Below are 17,889 nucleotides of genomic sequence, written 5' to 3'. Positions count from 1 at the left end.
TTATAATTTGTTTTTTAGAAGTCAGATGGAATCCCTGCCTGCGGCAGGCAGGTCGCACAGTTTCCCCGATATATCGGGGCATCCCAGTGTGTGTCGTTCTTGTCGTGCTGGATTTCATTTAATCAATTTTTGAATGTGGATGCTTGAACGTTCATCAAGGAACAAGTTAGGGGACTGTCCACCGACAATCAAATTTATACCATTTTTAACCCAAAAACAGGTCTAATGTTGACCTTTCTTTACTATCTTCAATCGATTAGTAAATCTAATCTTCTGCAATTTCAGGCTAAAATGTGAGACGCTACGTTGAATACTTTAGATCCTGACGTAGGAACTTCCACAAATTTAAAGATTAAAAATTAACTCAGGTATGAGGCATAAGCTGGCAGGCATCTTTCTTCTTTGCTTTGTTGCATTATCATTTACATCCGGTAAAATGGATGTAGCTGTGGTAGTGGATGACCCATTAAATGCTCCCGATAGATTTGCACAGAGAAATTGGGTAGACTCGGTATTTCAAAGTCTAAGTTCAGAGGAGCGCTTGGGGCAACTTTTTATGGTTGCCGCTTATTCCAATAAAGATCAAAAGCACATTGATGAAATCAGTCAGCTTGTAAAAGACGAGAATCTTGGAGGATTGATATTTTTTCAGGGAGGACCTGACAGACAAGCCCGATTGACCAATTACTATCAAGCCTTGGCTAAAACACCCCTTTTCATCGCAATGGATGCAGAATGGGGGATTAGCATGAGACTGGACTCAGTTCCTGATTTTCCTAGAGCTATGACTTTGGGCGCTATTCAGAATTCAGATCTGATTTATGATATGGGAGCCGAAATGGCCAGGCAATTCAAAGAATTGGGCATGCACATTAATTTTGCTCCAGTAGTGGATGTCAACTCTAACCCTGAAAATCCGGTCATTGGCTTCAGGGCTTTTGGAGAAAACAAAAAAGCAGTAGCTCAAAGAGCAGTGGCTTATATGAAAGGCCTTCAGGATAATGGTGTAATTGCCAATGCAAAGCATTTTCCCGGACATGGAGACACAGAGTCAGACAGCCATTATTCTCTTCCATTGATCAAACATGCTGAAAAGAGAATTTGGGACATAGACCTATATCCTTATCAGGAGCTATTCAGAGAAAATTTGATGTCGGTCATGGTTGCCCATCTCAATATCCCAAGTTTGGACAATAATGGACAAACACCCACCAGTCTCAGCAAAAAAGTCGTGACAGATCTGCTACAAAAGCGAATGAACTTTCAAGGTTTGATCTTTACGGATGCCTTGAACATGCGGGGGGTAACCCAATCTCACAAACCGGGTGAAGTAGATGTAGAAGCTCTTCTGGCCGGTAACGATATTCTATTGTATTCTCAGGATGTGCCGAAAGCGAAGGCTTTGATCAAGCAGGCTGTAGAAAGCGGTAAAATATCCCAAGAGGAAGTAGACCGGAGAATAAGAAAAATCCTCCGAGCCAAGTATAAAGTTGGGCTTCATGATTACAAACCCATCAAAACTCATGGCTTGGTAGAAAGACTAAACACTCCAAAAACCGAGGAGATTCGGGAAAAGTTGTATTCCGAAGCCATCACAGTTGCTTCCAATAAGGGAGAATTACTCCCTTTCAAGCAGCTGGATTTGAAAAGGTTTGCCAGTCTTACTATAGGAGGAGAGGGAAAAAACTTCCAGCAAAGCCTCAGCAAGTATAGTAAATTCGACCATTTTGAAATCGAAAAAGCAGCGAGTGAATCCGCTCATTATAATTTAATGAAGCAATTGGAGGATTATGATGTGGTCGTGGTTGGCTTGATGGGAGTGACCAACAGTCCTAAAAGAGCCTTTGGAATCGCTCCAGGAGACGTAGCACTTCTCAGAAAACTGGAACAAAGACAAAAAGTAGTCACGGTCCTTTTTGGAAATGCTTATGCTTCCCGATTTATTGAAGGATTGGGCAATGTTGTTTTTGCTTATGAGAATAATGACATGACTCAAAAACTCAGCCCTCAGGTTCTGTTTGGTGCAAGACCGGGAATGGGAATTTTACCAGTATCCGTTAGCCCTACTTTTTCATATGGAGTAGGAGGATATATGGAAGGATTGAGAAGGCTCGCTTATGGAACTCCTGAAAGTGTGGGAATGAATAGCCAAACACTGAACGAGATCGATGAGGTAGTAGAGAAAGCGATTAAAATGCAAGCCACTCCAGGCGCGAATGTGTTGGTTGTCAAAGACGGTAAAGTTGTTTTCGAAAGGTCATATGGACAACTGGAATACAAGAATAGCCCGAAAGTCAATAGTGAAACTCTTTATGACTTGGCCTCTATTACTAAAGTTTTGGCGACTACTCAAGCCGTGATGTTTTTACATAGCCGAGGAGAATTGGATATGGACAAAACTTTGGGTGATTATCTTCCGGAGCTGAAAGGCACTAATAAAGAAGATCTGGTCCTGAAAGACGTAATGGCTCATGAAGCAGGATTGAAGGCTTTCATCCCTCATTATGTTAAGACTGTTCAGTCTGGACAATGGAGACCGGAGTATTATCAGGCCTCAGCGGCTCCCGGATTTTCAAGACCTGTCTCTAATGATATGTACGCGGTAGATGGACTTCGAGACAGTATTTGGAACTGGACCGTAGAGTCGGATTTACTGCCAAAATCTGGAGGAAAAAATAGATATGTTTATTCAGATTTGACCATGTATTTCATGCAGGCAGTCGTTGAAAAAATCGTCAATCAACCCTTAGATCAATTTTTAGAGCAAAATTTCTATGCTCCTCTTGGACTTTATACCATGACTTTTAATCCATTCAATAAAATGTCTTTAGACAACATCGCTCCGACAGAAGATGATGTAGCCTTTAGAAAAAGACAGGTGAGAGGCTATGTCCACGATCCGGGAGCAGCCATGTATGGAGGAGTTGCCGGACACGCTGGGCTTTTCGGAAGAGCAAATGATTTGGCAGTAATGATGCAGATGATGCTCAATGAAGGCTATTATGGAGATGTCAGCTTACTTAAATCTGGAACAGTCTCCCAATTCACGAAGAGGCAATCCAATCAAAGTAGAAGAGGATGGGGATGGGACAAACCTGAACCAGAAGCTGGACGGGGAGGAAGTGCTGGGGATTTAGCACCAAAATCTACATTTGGGCATACGGGATTCACTGGAACTTGCGTATGGGCAGATCCAAAAAATGATCTGATTTATGTCTTTTTGAGTAATAGGGTGTATCCGGATGCTGAAAACAAAAAGTTGCTCAGTGCGAATATCAGGACAGATATTCACGATATTATTTATAAGGCAATGGCTAAAAATTAAATAAAAATGGTCCCGTTATAAGCGGGACCATTTTTTTTGTAATTATTTTATAAGGATCAAATCCTCCTGAGGCTGAATCAAATACTCCGCCCCATTCTCTGTTACCACAGCCATCTCTTCCACAGAAATTGTCTTTTCAGTTCCATCTTCTCTCTTCCAGGTATGAAAACCATCAAAGGCGAATACCATTCCTTTTTTCAATAATTTTTGCGCAGCTGGTCTGGGAGTCTCCAGTCTTGCTCCTCCCAGATTTGGTCCAACATCATGCGCTACATAACCAACCGGATGCCCAGTGCTCCAAGGAACATAAAGCGATCCATTAGCGTCCATCAAATCGCGCTGCGCTCTGTCTACATCCTCTCCTTTTACTCCTGGTTTCATGGCTGCCAGAGCAATTCTTGACCCAGCTTTCCCATTCTCCCAATATTGTTGAATATCAGCAGGAGCCTCAGTTTCCCCGTCCTTTAACACATATGCAAAACGTTGAATGTCGCTTACCCAAATTCCGTAAAGTTTCACCCCAAAATCTGTTTGAATCACATCTCCAGGCATGATCACTTTATCAGTTGCATGCGAGTGTCCTCGATCAGGACCTGAGTTGACATTAGGGTTTTGATCAGGATGCCAAGCATCTGTCACTCCGTATTCAGCCATTTTTGCTTTCAAAAATTTAGCAACCTCAGCATCTGTAGTTTTGCCAGGTACGATCATCGCATAGGCCTCATATTGAAAATCAGAAGCCATTTGAGCTGCTTTTTTTAGAATTTCAACTTCTTCTGGAAGCTTGATAGACAACCATTCGTAGACTAAATCTGTGGAAGACACCAATCTTGAAGAATAATCTCCCAAAGCCTCTTCCAAATTTCTTCTTTGCGTGTAGGAAAGTCCATCCGCCATGGTGTTACTAGAAGAAGAATTAACTGCTATGATTTTAAAACCCTTTTCTTTGATGAAATCTGCAGCAACCTGAACCGCTGAGGCTCCCCTATCTACTCGGATTACTTCATCGTGAATATTCAATTCATCCAGGGAAGTAGCCTCCCCATCCGGCGAAAAAGCCAATGAATGAAATCCTGAATCATCCAAATAAAACATAAAAACTGCGGTGCCTCCAGCGTTTTCCGCTCCGACATGTACTGCAATGGGATCATTGTGATTTTCTCTACCAATAGTAATCCAGCAGTCCACACCCGCTGCTTTCATAGCCTCAGGAAGTAATTGATTGATTCTCTTTTTTCTTATTTCCGGCCAAGGATTATCAGACCAGTCAGGTTTAACCATTTCTGTTTGTTGCGGCTGGGTAGAGCAGGCAAATAAAAAACCTACCGCGAAAAGCATAAATAAATAACTCTTATAATTCATCTGTTTATAATTTGTTTTTTAAAGGTCAGATGGAATACCCAAGATAATCATCCCCCTGTGTGAGATTTTTCCTCATGGGTATTTCATATGGATTGATTGTTGAAAATTTTGATTCAAAGAATTGGTTTGGAAATTGGGGCTTTTAAATGAAAGTTTCAATTCTTTTTATCCTGATGTAAGTGATTTTTGATCCTAAAAAACTGAAAACCAGATAATCAGTGCTCCCGATAAAATTAAGAATTCGTCGGCTTTTGGATTATTTCTTTTTAATTTGAACAAAAGTAATCCTTAAGCGTGTTTAAAGGCAGATTAGCCAAAAAGGCACCTAGAAAAAAATATGAAAATTGGCATTGTATGTTACCCTACCTTTGGGGGTAGTGGTGTAGTAGCCACAGAATTGGGAAAAGGGCTGGCAAAAGCTGGGCATGAGATTCACTTTATCACCTATCGTCAACCAACCCGCCTGGATTTTTTCAGCGAAAATCTATTTTATCACGAAGTAGATATCAAAAGCTACCCGCTTTTTGAGCATGCTCCATATGAACTTGCTTTGGCTAGTAAAATGGTCTCGGTGGTCAAATATGAAAACTTAGATCTATTGCATGTGCATTATGCAATTCCACATGCGTCTGCAGCCTATATGGCCAAGCAGATCTTGAAGGAAGAGGGAATCAGAATTCCAGTAGTCACAACCCTACACGGAACAGATATTACCTTGGTTGGAAAAGATCCAAGCTATGAACCAGTGGTTACTTTTTCCATCAATCAATCTGATGGAGTTACAGCTGTCTCTGAGGATTTGAAAAAAGAAACTTACAGCCATTTTGCTGTCAATCGAGAAATTGAGGTCATTCCAAATTTTATTGACCTAGATCGATTTAAGAAGCAGAAGAAAGAGCACTTCAAATTAGCCATCTGTCCTCACGGAGAAAAGCTGCTTGTGCACACTTCCAATTTCCGCAAGGTAAAAAGAGTGGAAGACGTAATTCGGGTGTTCTATGAAGTGCGCAAGGAAATTCCGGCAAAGCTTCTTTTGGTAGGAGATGGTCCTGAGCGGGATAAAATGGAAAGACTCTGCAGGGAATTAGGGACTTGTGATGATATTCGCTTCTTAGGCAAACTAGAGGCTGTTGAGGAAGTACTTTCTGTAGCAGATTTATTTTTAATGCCTTCAGAAAAAGAGTCATTTGGTTTGGCAGCGTTAGAGGCCATGGCTTGTGAGGTGCCTATCTTAACATCCAATGCTGGCGGTATCCCGGAGCTAAACATTGACGGCGTTACGGGGTTTGTTTCAAATGTTGGAGATATACAGGATATGAAGAAAAAAGCCCTGCAAATTCTGGATGAAAAGAATTTACCTCAGTTTAAAGCCAATGCTTTAGCCAGGGCAAAGGAGTTTGACATATCCCAAATTCTTCCACTTTACGTAAAGTATTATCAAAAAACCATAGAGGCCTCCTTAGCAAAAGTCTAATTTTTCTCCTGATTATGACGAAAATCAATGTATATTAAGGAAGTTCTGGGTTACTTTTGCACCAAGATTGCAGCCAACTATTAAGAATATAACAAGTAAATAAATGAAAAAGATTGGAAGACTGGACAGACCCGACAATTTCGGTTCGGCTCGTATGTTCGAAAACCCGATTTTGGAGAGGGTCTCTCGTACTCACATTATGATCCCAATTACCATGTTTGTGGTGTTTTCTGCTGTATCTTTTTACTATGCGCTGGAAACATCCATTTATGTGGGGACAGGCCTATTGGTGATGCTGATTGGATACATTGTCTTTACATTCGTAGAGTACATGATGCATAAGCATTTCTTTCATATGGAACCAGACACTCCAATGAAGGATAAATTGCAGTATTCAGTCCATGGAGTACATCATGATTACCCGAAAGACAAGGACAGATTGGCAATGCCTCCTTTTGTGAGCGCTGCTTATGCCGCCATCTTTTATCTGGTTTTTAAATTAATCATGGGGGATTTTGCCTACTACTTTCTTCCTGGTTTCCTTTTGGGCTATGCCAGTTATTTGGGTGTACACTATATAGTTCATGCTTTCAATCCTCCCAAAAACTTCTTGAAGATCTTGTGGGTGAATCATGCTATCCATCATTATAAGGATCCGGATTCAGCTTTTGGAGTGAGTACCCCACTATGGGATATCTTGCTGGGAACCATGCCGAAAAAAGACTAAACTCAAACCTCCTGATTTCGGGAGGTTTTTTTTAATATCAGTTCATGAATAAAATTTCAATTATAGGACTCGGATGGCTGGGACTTCCTTTGGCAAAAAACCTTCAGGAAAAAGGATATGAAGTAATTGGTAGTACTACCACCGGAGAAAAAGTGAAAAAACTTGAGTCAGAGGGAATCTCATCGGTTCAGTTTTCTTTGGAACCTTATCCCAAAGGCCTGGGGTTTCAGAAACTTTTTGAGGCCGAAATTCTAGTTATTACTATACCTCCACGCTCACGAACTCAATCTGGAGAACAGTATTTGGAAGAACTCAAATTTTTAAAAAGCATGCTACAAAATACTTCTGTCAAAAAGCTTGTATTTGTGAGTAGTACAGGAATATATCCAGAGAAAAATCAGGCTGAAAAATATACCGAAGAATCAGAACTGGATCCTTCCATCACAGGAAATAAAACTTTGTGGAAAGCAGAGCAGCTAATGAGTCAGGATAAAAGCTATGAACTGACCATTGTCCGTTTTGGAGGCTTAATGGGCGAGGAGCGAGTTCCGGGTAAATATTTTGCTGGAAAAGAAAATGTAGAAGGACATAGCAGAGTAAACTATATCCATCAAGATGATGCCGTTGGAATTATTACTTGGATCATTGAGAAAAATCTATGGAATGAAACCTTCAATGGGGTTGCACCAATTCATCCCTTGAAAAGGGAAGTCATCGAAAAGAGTGCTCAAGACACCGGTTTAGCTCCTCCCAAAAGTTTTCAAAGCTCCGCAGAAGGAGAGAACCGATTAATTTCATCCGAAAAAATAATTCAAACGGGGTATTCTTTTACCTATGCTAATCCTCTAGACTTCAGCTATAATCTCAAAAAGTAAGTATCTTTCTTTATGGATTGGGCAGAATTTGGACATCGTTGGATTCGGGTAGCTGAATTGACTACCTCCCGTTATTTTATCATAGCAGGAGGATCCTTTTTGATTTTTTATTTTTTGCTCAAAAACACCCTTTTCTCAAGGAGGATGCAGTCGAAATTTCCTCAAAGAAAAGATTATCTCAGAGACATTAGTTTCTCACTCGTAACCATATTGATCTTCGCCACAATGGCAGCTTTGGTCTTTGTGGTTCTCAGGCCTTATACTAATTTTTTTCAACCCTATGATTTGTATGGAAAGGCATATTACTTTCTGACATTTCCTCTCATGCTATTGATTCATGATGCATATTTTTATGCTATTCATAGACTGATGCATCACCCCAAATTGTTTCGATTAGTTCATCGTGTTCATCATTTCTCTACGAATCCATCGCCTTGGACTTCATACGCTTTTCATCCTTTGGAGGCTTTTCTAGAAGCAGGTATTATACCTCTGATTGCATTTACACTTCCCGTACACCCTTCCGCCTTAGGTTTATTTTTGTTATTTCAATTTTGCTACAATGTTTATGGCCATTTGGGTTTTGAGCTTTTCCCAAAAAATTTCCAAAAATCTCTGATTGGGAAATGGATTAATACAGGCACCGCTCACAATCAACATCATGAACATTTCCATGGGAATTATGGCCTTTATACCCTGATTTGGGATAGACTTTTTGGAACGTTGAGAAAAGATTACGAGCAAAAATATGAGCAAGTCACCGGGTCACATCGATTGAAAGCCCAGCCTCAGAAAAGGGTTTGAATCATTCGAGAAAACCCCGATATTCTAGCTTGTTATTTACTCTTATGAGACACAAACTAGCTGCAATCTTTCTAATTACTTGGTGCTTTTCTTGCCAAACTACTGAGGAACAAATCGACTATACAAACTGGGCCCATTACGGAGGCCCTGCTGATGCTTCCCACTATTCTTCTTTAGCCCAGATTACCAAGGAAAATGTCTCCCAACTTGTGGTGGCCTGGATTTATCATACCGGGGATGCAGGTGAAAGGTCCCAGATCCAATGTCAGCCTATTGCCATCAATGGAATTTTATACGGAACCACTCCCAAACTAAATGTCTTCGCCTTGGATGCAGCTACAGGCCAAGAAATCTGGAGGTTTGATCCATTCACAGTTTTGGGAGGAGAAAACTCCTGGGCAGGCACCAACCGTGGTGTATCCTATTGGGAAAAAGGAGACGATAAAAGAATTCTTTTCGGTGCAGGAAATTGGTTGATGGCAGTGGATGCCTTGACTGGCACGCCTAAGCTAGACTTTGGAGATGAAGGGAAAATTGATCTTAGAAAAGGACTGGACACAGAGCGGGAAGATTTTTTGATCGTGGCCAATGCTCCGGGGGTGATTTATGGGGATTTGATCATTTTAGGCATGCGCCTTTCAGAAGGACTTGATGCTGCACCAGGTCATATCAGGGCATACAACGTTCAGACAGGAAAGCAAGAATGGATTTTTCACACCATCCCACATCAGGGTGAATATGGATATGAAACTTGGGACCCCGATTACATCTCCCAAATTGGGGGTGCAAATAATTGGGCGGGGATGTCAGTGGATTATCAGCGGGGAATTGTGTTTGTACCAACAGGTTCTGCCACTTATGATTTTTGGGGTGGATTTAGAAAAGGAGATAATCTATTCTCCAACTCCCTAATAGCCCTCGATGCATCTACGGGAAAAAGACTCTGGCACTTTCAGGGAGTTCATCATGACATTTGGGATAGAGATTTCCCAGCCAATCCCAACCTAATTCGCATCCAAAAAGATGGAAAATGGATTGATGCAGTAGCTCAAATTTCCAAGCAGGGCTACACCTATGTTTTTGAAAGAGAAAATGGAGAGCCTGTTTGGCCAATTTCAGAGCAGCCTGTCACCCAATCTATTCTCCCAGGTGAATTCTCCTCTCCCACTCAGCCCATTCCGCAATTACCCAAACCATTTATGAAAATGGTTTTTGAAGAGAAGGATATATTAAATCTCCGTCCAGAATGGGAACAGGATATTCGCGCACAATTAAGCAATACATTGTATGGTGACACTTGGCTCCCCCCTCACCCTGAAAAACCAATTGTGCTCTTCCCTGGAATGGATGGAGGAGCTGAATGGGGTGGTGCGGCTTTCGACCCGGAAACACAAACTCTTTATGTGAATGCCAATCAAATTCCATGGATTATTGAAATGACTCCCAACTCCGGTTTCGAAAACGTGGGTAAAAACCTTTATACCACTTATTGCGGGAATTGCCATGGACTGGACTTAAAGGGAAACCTTCCCAGCATTCCTGGATTGGTAGATCTGAAAAATAAATATAGTGCGGACTCTTTGTCAAAACTTCTGCAGAAAGGCCGTGGAGCAATGCCATCATTCCAACATATTTCTGCAGAAAACAGAAAATTAATAGTGGACTATCTTTTGGGTCAAGAAGCCCAAAGTGATAAAAAGGAGCTAGAGTCTCAAAAAGCCAATTTAGAACCCCAATATTATATGAAAGGCTATAAAAAGCTCCTTACGAAGGAAGGACTCTATGGTTCCAATCCTCCTTGGGGATTACTAACAGCAATAGACATGAATAGCGGGCAGCACAAATGGCAGGTCACTTTGGGAGAAATTGACTCATTGAGCGCTCAGGGGTTTGCTCCCACCGGAACCGAAAATTACGGTGGCCCAGTAGTGACTGCCGGAGGACTGCTTTTTATTGCAGCGACTAAAGATGAGAAAATCAGGGCTTTTGATAAGGAAAATGGCAAGGTCCTTTGGGAGGCAAAACTTCCTGCCTCAGGTCATGCCACTCCAGCTATTTATGAAAAAAACGGAAAGCAGTTCCTAGTCATAGCCTGTGGAGGAGGAAAAGGAACCAAGAGTGGCGATGCCTATGTGGCTTTTGCTTTACCTGACTGAGCCTATTCGTTGAAAAAAGGCTTCATCTCATTGTGAATGTTTTCACGAAGTTCTTTGAGTCGCACTGCATACTCAGCCAATTTAACTTCTTGCTCAGACTGAGGAATCCAAGACTTCACGGGCTTGGGATTTCCGTTTTCATCAACCGCCACAAAGATGATGATGCAGTGCGTTTTCTTTTCAAATACTTTATCAGAAAAATCTCTTGAATACACCTCCACCATGATATGGATACTGGTTTTCCCGGTATAAATCACCGCCGCATCCACTTTGATCACTTCTCCAATATTGATGGGCTTATAAAAACGAATACCGCCCACATATACAGTCACGCAATAACTTTCAGCCCAGGTTCTCGCACAGGTATAAGCAGCTTGATCGATCCATTTCATCACCACTCCACCATGCACCTTCCCTCCATAATTGATGTCTGAAGGTTCACTGATGAATTGAAAAGAAGTCTTATGTAAGTTGGGGAGTTCGGCTACATTTTGCATATAAAAGAATGGTTTTGGTGAATTTGATTATCGAACGAGATACAAAAGTTTAGGTTCGAGCTAATCAAGACCGATATTCAAGATACAGGTTTTCTGCAGGAAAGTATAAATTCTAGAAAAAAGGGGTTTCATCCAGACCCGTTCCCATAAAATTCTTGTTATTTCAGCCAATTTCCCTATACCTTGAGAGATTCAAATTTGATGAGCATGTTAAAAAAATCAATTCTAAGCATATTCCTTTTTTCACTTTCCATGTGGACAGTGGCTCAGGATATCCAACAAATATTGAATTCCTACCAATTTAGAAATGTAGGCCCTCTTCGGGGAGGTAGAGTTACAGCTGTAGCAGGAGTGGCTTCAAAGCCTTCGGTATTTTACATGGGCGCTACTGGTGGCGGGGTTTGGAGAACAGATGATTATGGAATTAACTGGGAAAACATCTCTGACGGTTATTTCCCCACTCCTTCCATTGGAGCGATTGCGGTCTATCAGGCAAAACCAGAAATCATTTATGTGGGAACTGGCTCGGATGGACTTAGATCCAATGTGATTACAGGAAAAGGAGTTTATAAATCTACAGATGAAGGAAAAACCTGGTCATTCATAGGACTCAAAAATGCCGGACAAATCGGAGCAGTGGAGATTCATCCACAAAATCCGGATATAGTTTATGTAGCTGCAATCGGCCAACCTTTTGGAAAAAATCCGGAACGAGGAGTATTCAAAACGCTAGATGGAGGAAAGAACTGGGAAAAGGTATTTTACCATTCAGACAGTGTGGGCGTATCAGACTTGGAACTTGCTCCTGATGATCCCAACACCATCTATGCCGGAGCTTGGAGAGGGGAAAGAAAACCTTGGACCATCACATCAGGCTCCTCTGAAGGTGGGGTTTACAAATCTACCGACGGAGGAAAAACTTGGAGAAAACTAAATAACGGACTTCCTACCGGATTGACTGGGAAAATTGACTTCGCTGTTTCTCCAGCTGATCCAAATGTGGTTTATGCCAACATTGAAGCTTCAGATAATCAAGGAGGACTGTATCGATCAGAAAATAGAGGTGAAAGCTGGACTTTTGTTTCAGATAATCCAAATCTGACTAACAGACCCTTTTACTACACAAATATTTACGCAAATCCAAAGGATGCCAATACGGTTTACAATAACTCCCTCAGATTTTTGAGGTCTTTTGACGGAGGTAAAACCTGGAAATCTCTTTCAACTCCTCATGGTGACAATCACGATATCTGGATCAATCCTAACGATACCACCATTTGGATTCAAGCCAATGATGGAGGCGCAAACATTACACAAAATGGGGGCAAGAGTTGGTCAACCCAGTTCAATCAGCCTACCGCAGAACTCTATCAGGTGGAAGTCGATGATCAATATCCCTATTGGTTGTATGCGGGACAACAGGATAATTACAGCACTATAGCTGTTCCAAGCAGACCACCATTAAGTGTACAGGCGGGCAGTAATGCCTATATCATCAACACGGGTGGATGTGAAACTGGTCCAGCCGTACCCAAGCCAGGCAACCCAAACATCGTTTACACCAATTGTAAAGGGAGGTTTGGCGTATTTGATAAGAGAACTGGCCAAGAGTTACAGTATTATGTAGGAGCTAGCAATATATATGGTCACAACCCGAAAGATCTGAAGTTTCGCTTTCAGCGAGTGGCACCTATTCATGTCTCCCCTCATAATCCAGATGTAGTTTATCACACTTCTCAATATGTACACAAGACTACTGATGATGGCAAAACTTGGGAAATTATTTCTCCAGATTTGACCGCATTTGAGGCCGACAAGCAGGTGGTACCGGGCTCTCCTATCACCCGTGATGTCACTGGTGAAGAATATTACAGCACTATCTATGCGATTCGTGAGTCACCAATCCAGGAAGGCCTTATTTGGGTGGGAGCTAATGATGGACCAGTTCATGTCACAAAAGATGGAGGGAAAACTTGGAAAAATGTCACTCCAAATATGCCTCCAGGTGGCAGAGTGGATGCAGTAGAGCCATCTCCACATAATCCAGCCAAAGCTTATGTAGCAGTGCTGAGATATCAGCTGGATGACTATGCGCCATACATTTACAAAACAGAGGATTATGGACAAACCTGGACTTTAATTTCTGATGGAAAAAATGGGATTCCAGCAGATTATCCTACACGGGTAGTTCGGGAAGATCCGGATAAAAAAGGAGTATTGTACGCCGGAACTGAATTTGGGCTTTTTATCTCATTTGATGATGGAAAAAAATGGCATGCCTTCGAAAGCAATTTGCCTGTCACGCCTATAACTGACATCAAGGTTCATCAAGGTGATTTGGTGATGTCGACTATGGGTAGAGGTTTCTGGATATTGGATAATTTGATCAGCCTTCGAAACGTACCGGAAATCGGCAGTAGGAAAGTTGTATTATTTGAAACTCGTCCTGCTGTCAGAAATCAACTTTCAGGTAGAAGGGAAACCAATGGTCCAGAGTACCCAAGCTCGGGTGCCGAATTGGATTTTTTCCTTGCTGACAAAATCCAGGGATTAAGATTGGAAATTTTGGATAAAAACAAAAAGCTGGTTCGCGCTTTTGAGCCCAATATGAAAAAAGATTCAGTCAATACAGAAAGAAATATGAGTACCGAATTCTCCAATCCTCCCGCTTCACCTACCCTACCCAATCAAGCGGGTATGAATCACTTCAAGTGGAATATGAGGCATTCTGGAGGCTGGGATAAAGATCCTAATAGAGCATATACCGGCAATGGGCCTTTGGTAGCTACAGGAACTTACATTGCGAGATTAAAAGCGGGGGACGAAGTTATTGAGCAAGAATTTGAGGTAATACTTGATCCTAGAACTACCTTAGTTTCTGATGAGGATGTGGCAGAACAAGAACAACTCACTTTGGAAATTCAGGCTTTCAGGGATGAAATTGCCAAATTGATTTATGCCATGGACCAGAAAAAGAAGCAGCTGGAAACTCAAATCTCTCAAGAAAAAGGCAATCGGCAGATCGAGATTCAAAAATCAAAGCTGCAGGAACTTTACAATCAAGTTGTAACTGAAGATGGCACCTACATGCAGCCTATGCTGAGAGATCAAGCCTCTTATCTTTATTCCATGCTGGGAAGCGCTGACCAGAAACCCGGAAAGGATGCTTATGATAGATTAGAAGAATTGCAACAGACCTTCCAAAAAATTAAAAGGCAATTTGAAAGCTTATAAATAAGATTTAGAAAATGAAAGTCTCCCGAAATTCTTCTCTGATTCGGGAGACTTTTTTCTTTATTCAAATTTTAATGGCTCCACACAAGTAAAACATTGATTAGCCGATTTTTATCTCAGGAAAATTAATTTTGATTTTCCCTAAAACAATACTAAAAACTGTCTTAGCAACTTTACATGAAACAAATCAGTACTTATATCTCAAAACTTGGAAATAGAAAGCCTTTTTTTCAATAAAAATAAAATATCATTGTTTTAATGGCATTTGCTGATGCCAAACTAATTCTGAATCTTAGGGTTAGAATTACAGAGATAAACCCAAAATTTTCCATGTTAAATTTCACAATGAATGAAAATCAGCGCATGATCGCTGATATGATCCGTGATTTCGGAGCAAAAGAAATCACACCCTTCCGTAAAGAGTGGGATGACAATCAACATTTCCCTTTAGAACTTTTTAAAAAACTGGGGGAATTGGGATTAATGGGCGTATTGGTTCCTACTGAATACGGCGGATCCGGATTTACTTATTTCGAATATGTAACAGCCATTGCAGAGCTTTCCAAATTAGATCCCTCTGTTGGATTATCCATGGCTGCTCACAACTCCCTATGCACAGGACATATCATGCAGTTTGGGAATGAGGAACAGAAAAAGAAATACCTCCCAAAATTGGCTACCTGCGAGTGGTTAGGCGCTTGGGGCTTAACTGAGCCTAATACCGGTTCAGATGCCGGAAACATGCGTACTGTCGCCAAAAAAGAAGGGGAATATTACATTATCAATGGAGCGAAAAACTTCATTACCCATGGTGTTTCGGGAGATGTGGCCGTTGTCATTGCCCGAACAGGTGAAGTTGGAGATTCACATGGAATGACTGCTTTTGTGGTAGAAAAAGGTACTCCAGGATTCCGTGGTGGAAGAAAAGAAGACAAACTCGGGATGAGAGCTTCCGAAACTGCCGAAATGATTTTTGAAGATTGTAAAGTTCACGAAAGTCAGATTTTAGGTGAAGTGGGTGAAGGATTTATCCAATCCATGAAGATTCTAGATGGTGGTAGAATTTCCATCGCAGCTTTATCTTTAGGCATAGCTCAGGGAGCGCTTGAGGCTTCTATCCAATACTCCCAAGAAAGACAGCAATTCAATCAGCCAATCAGTAGATTCCAGGGCATATCATTCAAATTAGCCGATATGGCTACACAGGTAGAAGCTGCCAGCCTATTGACTTTTAAAGCTGCAGACTTGAAAAACAGGGGTGAGAAAGTAACGCTTGCCGGAGCTCAGGCTAAATATTATGCTTCTGAGGTGGCTGTATCCGTATCCAATGAGGCGGTTCAGATTTTCGGAGGCTATGGATTTACCAAGGACTATCCGGTGGAGAAATATTACCGAGACTCCAAGCTCTGTACCATTGGTGAAGGAACATCTGAAATTCAGAAGTTGGTGATTTCGAGAGAGGTGTTAAAGAAGTAAAATTTCTGAAATCACCTTTAAATTTTTGTTATTCCGAGCTTTTCTGTTTTAGTCAGTTTGAGCTTTTCTGTTTTTGTCAGTTTGGGCTTTCTATTATTGTCAGTCCGAGCGGAGTCGAGGACCCTTCGACTCCGCTCAGGGTGACTCATATAAAAAATCAGAAGTAACTTATTTTTACCTTCTTAGATTCACTTTGATGACTTAAGCGTCGAAATCTTATTTCTATTTTCTCGGATGAAAGTCCGTCAGTACCTGTCTTAGGTAATCTCTGTCTAAGTGGGTGTAAATTTCGGTGGTGGTGATACTTTCATGACCCAACATTTCCTGCACTGCACGCAGGTCAGCGCCTCCCTCGATTAGATGTGTAGCGAAGGAATGCCGAAAAGTATGAGGGCTAACATTTTTTTGGATGCCCACACGTTCCACCGCTTCCTTGATGATCATAAAAACCATCACTCTACTTAGCTTTTTACCACGACGATTGAGAAATATATATTCTTCATGACCTCTAGCTATTTCCTGATGATTCCGAACTTCTTCCTGATAAATACGGATATACTTTAAAGCTGCCTTTCCTACGGGAACCAATCGTTCCTTATTCCCTTTTCCCACTACCCGCAGGAAACCAATATCTTCAAAAATTTGACTTTTCTTCAGTCCGATTAACTCCGAAACACGTAGACCACTGCTATAAAGCAGCTCCAACATGGCTCTGTTCCGATGGCCTTGTAGCTCTCCCATAGGAATACCCTCCAAGATTTGATTAATTTCTTCAAAGCTCAAGGTATCAGGCAATTTTCTACCCAATCGCGGAGCTTCTAATAATTGAGCAGGATCTTCCTGAATCAGACCTTCATACATCAGGAACTTATAAAAAGCTTTAATCCCTGAAATGACTCTTGCCAGGGTAAAGTCGGATATTTCCAGTTTCCCCAAGGTGCCCACAAACTCTCGGAGCTGAACTTTAGTAGCAGCTTGAGGCCCGACTCCAGGATAAAAAGATTCCATAAAATCTCCCAGCTTTTTGGCATCCCTGCAATACGCTTCTATCGAGTTCTCACTGAGGGAACGCTCGATTTTAAGGTAATGATGAAACTGCTTGATGGAATTATCCCAGGGTTTGTACATGAATTAAAATTTATGAGAGAAGATCAAAAATGGAGCCATGAATTAATGAATGAAATACATGGAAATACGATGGAAATAGGCTCCGATAAATCGGAGCGAAATATCGGTCAAGGGGCTGATCAAAGTATTTCACCGAGCGAAGCGAGGTATATTTCTACTGTATTTCACGAAGTGTATTTCTATTGTATTTCTAAATTAAACCCTCCACTTAAAACTTTTCTCATCCATCGCCCGCATCGTACAGAGCACTCCGTCGAGATGATCATATTCATGCTGAATCAATTCTGAAATAGCTCCGTCCACAGTCCAGGATTTCGCTTCCCAGTTTTCATCCAGGTATTCTAGGGTCAAGCTTTGATGCCTCTTTACTTTCACAAATAGATTAGGGAAAGACATGCAATCATCCCAAAGTTCAAATTTCTCTTGGCTCAGACCTTTAAGTTCAGGATTAATCACCACATAAGGCCGGTCAAGATTGAGGTAAAACAGTCGCTTCATGATCCCCAGTTGGGGAGCAGCTATCCCTCTCCCAAAGCCATATACACGGCGGATATCCTCCATCGCCTCATGAAGTTGTTGAGTCCATTCAGCAACTTGAGGAATTTCCGAGCGGAGCACCGGTTCGCAAGTCTGATACAATCGAGGATCGCCCAGTTTGAGAATATCATGGATGGTTTTCATATGCTTTTAATTTTTTCTTGAAGGCCATATGGAATCTTTGCCTACGGCAAGCAGATTGTGTGCTTTACCATCATCCCAGTGTGTCTCGATTTCATGGGAGTAAGATAGTTCAAGCCCGACTAATTGAAAAAAATAGGCGCAAAAATTCAA

12 protein-coding genes are annotated in these 17,889 nt (G+C 41.5%); 8 read left to right on the top strand and 4 right to left on the bottom strand.

The window, feature by feature from the left end:
• The first annotated feature begins 370 nt into the window (after positions 1 to 370).
• On the top strand, positions 371 to 3,325 hold the full coding sequence (locus BM073_RS07540; protein ID WP_091652724.1) for a serine hydrolase domain-containing protein: 2,955 nt from the start codon (positions 371 to 373) through the stop codon (positions 3,323 to 3,325).
• Positions 3,326 to 3,367: 42 nt separating this feature from the next.
• On the opposite strand, the gene BM073_RS07535 is transcribed toward BM073_RS07540, so the two are convergent.
• Positions 3,368 to 4,687, bottom strand: a complete 1,320-nt coding sequence (locus BM073_RS07535) for a M24 family metallopeptidase (protein WP_091652721.1) — start codon at positions 4,685 to 4,687, stop codon at positions 3,368 to 3,370.
• A 337-nt stretch (positions 4,688 to 5,024) separates the two neighbouring features.
• On the opposite strand from BM073_RS07535, the gene bshA reads away from it, so the two are divergent.
• From bshA to BM073_RS07510, 5 genes are all read left to right on the top strand, one after another.
• A complete protein-coding gene (bshA, locus tag BM073_RS07530) occupies positions 5,025 to 6,161 on the top strand; it encodes an N-acetyl-alpha-D-glucosaminyl L-malate synthase BshA (RefSeq protein WP_091652719.1) in 1,137 nt (378 codons plus the stop codon).
• Between the two features lie 103 nt (positions 6,162 to 6,264).
• Positions 6,265 to 6,888 (top strand): sterol desaturase family protein, encoded by a 624-nt coding sequence (locus BM073_RS07525; RefSeq protein WP_091652716.1) that lies wholly within the window; start codon positions 6,265 to 6,267, stop codon positions 6,886 to 6,888.
• A gap of 44 nt (positions 6,889 to 6,932) precedes the next feature.
• Positions 6,933 to 7,763 carry an NAD(P)-binding domain-containing protein gene (locus BM073_RS07520; protein WP_091652714.1) on the top strand — a complete coding sequence of 277 codons (831 nt, stop codon included), beginning with the start codon at positions 6,933 to 6,935 and terminating at the stop codon, positions 7,761 to 7,763.
• 12 nt (positions 7,764 to 7,775) lie between these two features.
• Entirely contained in the window at positions 7,776 to 8,567 is a 792-nt protein-coding gene (locus BM073_RS07515; RefSeq protein ID WP_091652710.1) for a sterol desaturase family protein, read from the top strand.
• A gap of 44 nt (positions 8,568 to 8,611) precedes the next feature.
• Positions 8,612 to 10,723, top strand: coding sequence for a BamB-related PQQ repeat family beta-propellar protein (locus BM073_RS07510; RefSeq protein ID WP_091652704.1), 2,112 nt, complete (start codon positions 8,612 to 8,614; stop codon positions 10,721 to 10,723).
• 2 nt (positions 10,724 to 10,725) lie between these two features.
• Here BM073_RS07510 and BM073_RS07505 read toward each other — a convergent pair whose 3' ends face one another.
• A complete protein-coding gene (locus BM073_RS07505) occupies positions 10,726 to 11,220 on the bottom strand; it encodes an acyl-CoA thioesterase (RefSeq protein ID WP_091652697.1) in 495 nt (164 codons plus the stop codon).
• Positions 11,221 to 11,427: 207 nt separating this feature from the next.
• On the opposite strand from BM073_RS07505, the gene BM073_RS07500 reads away from it, so the two are divergent.
• Positions 11,428 to 14,454 carry a VPS10 domain-containing protein gene (locus BM073_RS07500; RefSeq protein WP_245756383.1) on the top strand — a complete coding sequence of 1,009 codons (3,027 nt, stop codon included), beginning with the start codon at positions 11,428 to 11,430 and terminating at the stop codon, positions 14,452 to 14,454.
• 330 nt (positions 14,455 to 14,784) lie between these two features.
• On the top strand, positions 14,785 to 15,930 hold the full coding sequence (locus BM073_RS07495) for an acyl-CoA dehydrogenase family protein (protein ID WP_091653054.1): 1,146 nt from the start codon (positions 14,785 to 14,787) through the stop codon (positions 15,928 to 15,930).
• 222 nt (positions 15,931 to 16,152) lie between these two features.
• Here the strand turns inward: BM073_RS07495 and xerD are convergent, their stop codons facing one another.
• Together xerD and BM073_RS07485 are read right to left on the bottom strand one after the other, a co-directional pair.
• On the bottom strand, positions 16,153 to 17,058 hold the full coding sequence (xerD, locus tag BM073_RS07490) for a site-specific tyrosine recombinase XerD (protein ID WP_091652682.1): 906 nt from the start codon (positions 17,056 to 17,058) through the stop codon (positions 16,153 to 16,155).
• Positions 17,059 to 17,253: 195 nt separating this feature from the next.
• The gene (locus BM073_RS07485) at positions 17,254 to 17,739 is read right to left on the bottom strand and encodes a peptide deformylase (protein ID WP_091652677.1); all 486 of its coding nucleotides are present in this window, start codon (positions 17,737 to 17,739) and stop codon (positions 17,254 to 17,256) included.
• Positions 17,740 to 17,889 lie beyond the last annotated feature (150 nt).

The sequence above is a fragment of the Algoriphagus ornithinivorans genome (genome assembly GCF_900115305.1).
Lineage (GTDB): Bacteria > Bacteroidota > Bacteroidia > Cytophagales > Cyclobacteriaceae > Algoriphagus > Algoriphagus ornithinivorans.
Note: the sequence above shows the minus strand (reverse complement) of the source record. Positions and strands in the feature narration are given on the sequence as shown.

Bases quoted from the DNA above. Each gene is read 5' to 3' on its own strand.
- BM073_RS07525 (WP_091652716.1), top strand. From the start codon at position 6,265: ATGAAAAAGATTGGAAGACTGGACAGACCCGACAATTTCGGTTCGGCT.
- BM073_RS07500 (WP_245756383.1), top strand. From the start codon at position 11,428: ATGTTAAAAAAATCAATTCTAAGCATATTCCTTTTTTCACTTTCCATG.
- bshA (WP_091652719.1), top strand. From the start codon at position 5,025: ATGAAAATTGGCATTGTATGTTACCCTACCTTTGGGGGTAGTGGTGTA.
- BM073_RS07515 (WP_091652710.1), top strand. From the start codon at position 7,776: ATGGATTGGGCAGAATTTGGACATCGTTGGATTCGGGTAGCTGAATTG.
- BM073_RS07485 (WP_091652677.1), bottom strand. From the start codon at position 17,739: ATGAAAACCATCCATGATATTCTCAAACTGGGCGATCCTCGATTGTAT.
- xerD (WP_091652682.1), bottom strand. From the start codon at position 17,058: ATGTACAAACCCTGGGATAATTCCATCAAGCAGTTTCATCATTACCTT.
- BM073_RS07505 (WP_091652697.1), bottom strand. From the start codon at position 11,220: ATGCAAAATGTAGCCGAACTCCCCAACTTACATAAGACTTCTTTTCAA.
- BM073_RS07520 (WP_091652714.1), top strand. From the start codon at position 6,933: ATGAATAAAATTTCAATTATAGGACTCGGATGGCTGGGACTTCCTTTG.
- BM073_RS07510 (WP_091652704.1), top strand. From the start codon at position 8,612: ATGAGACACAAACTAGCTGCAATCTTTCTAATTACTTGGTGCTTTTCT.
- BM073_RS07495 (WP_091653054.1), top strand. From the start codon at position 14,785: ATGTTAAATTTCACAATGAATGAAAATCAGCGCATGATCGCTGATATG.
- BM073_RS07535 (WP_091652721.1), bottom strand. From the start codon at position 4,687: ATGAATTATAAGAGTTATTTATTTATGCTTTTCGCGGTAGGTTTTTTA.
- BM073_RS07540 (WP_091652724.1), top strand. From the start codon at position 371: ATGAGGCATAAGCTGGCAGGCATCTTTCTTCTTTGCTTTGTTGCATTA.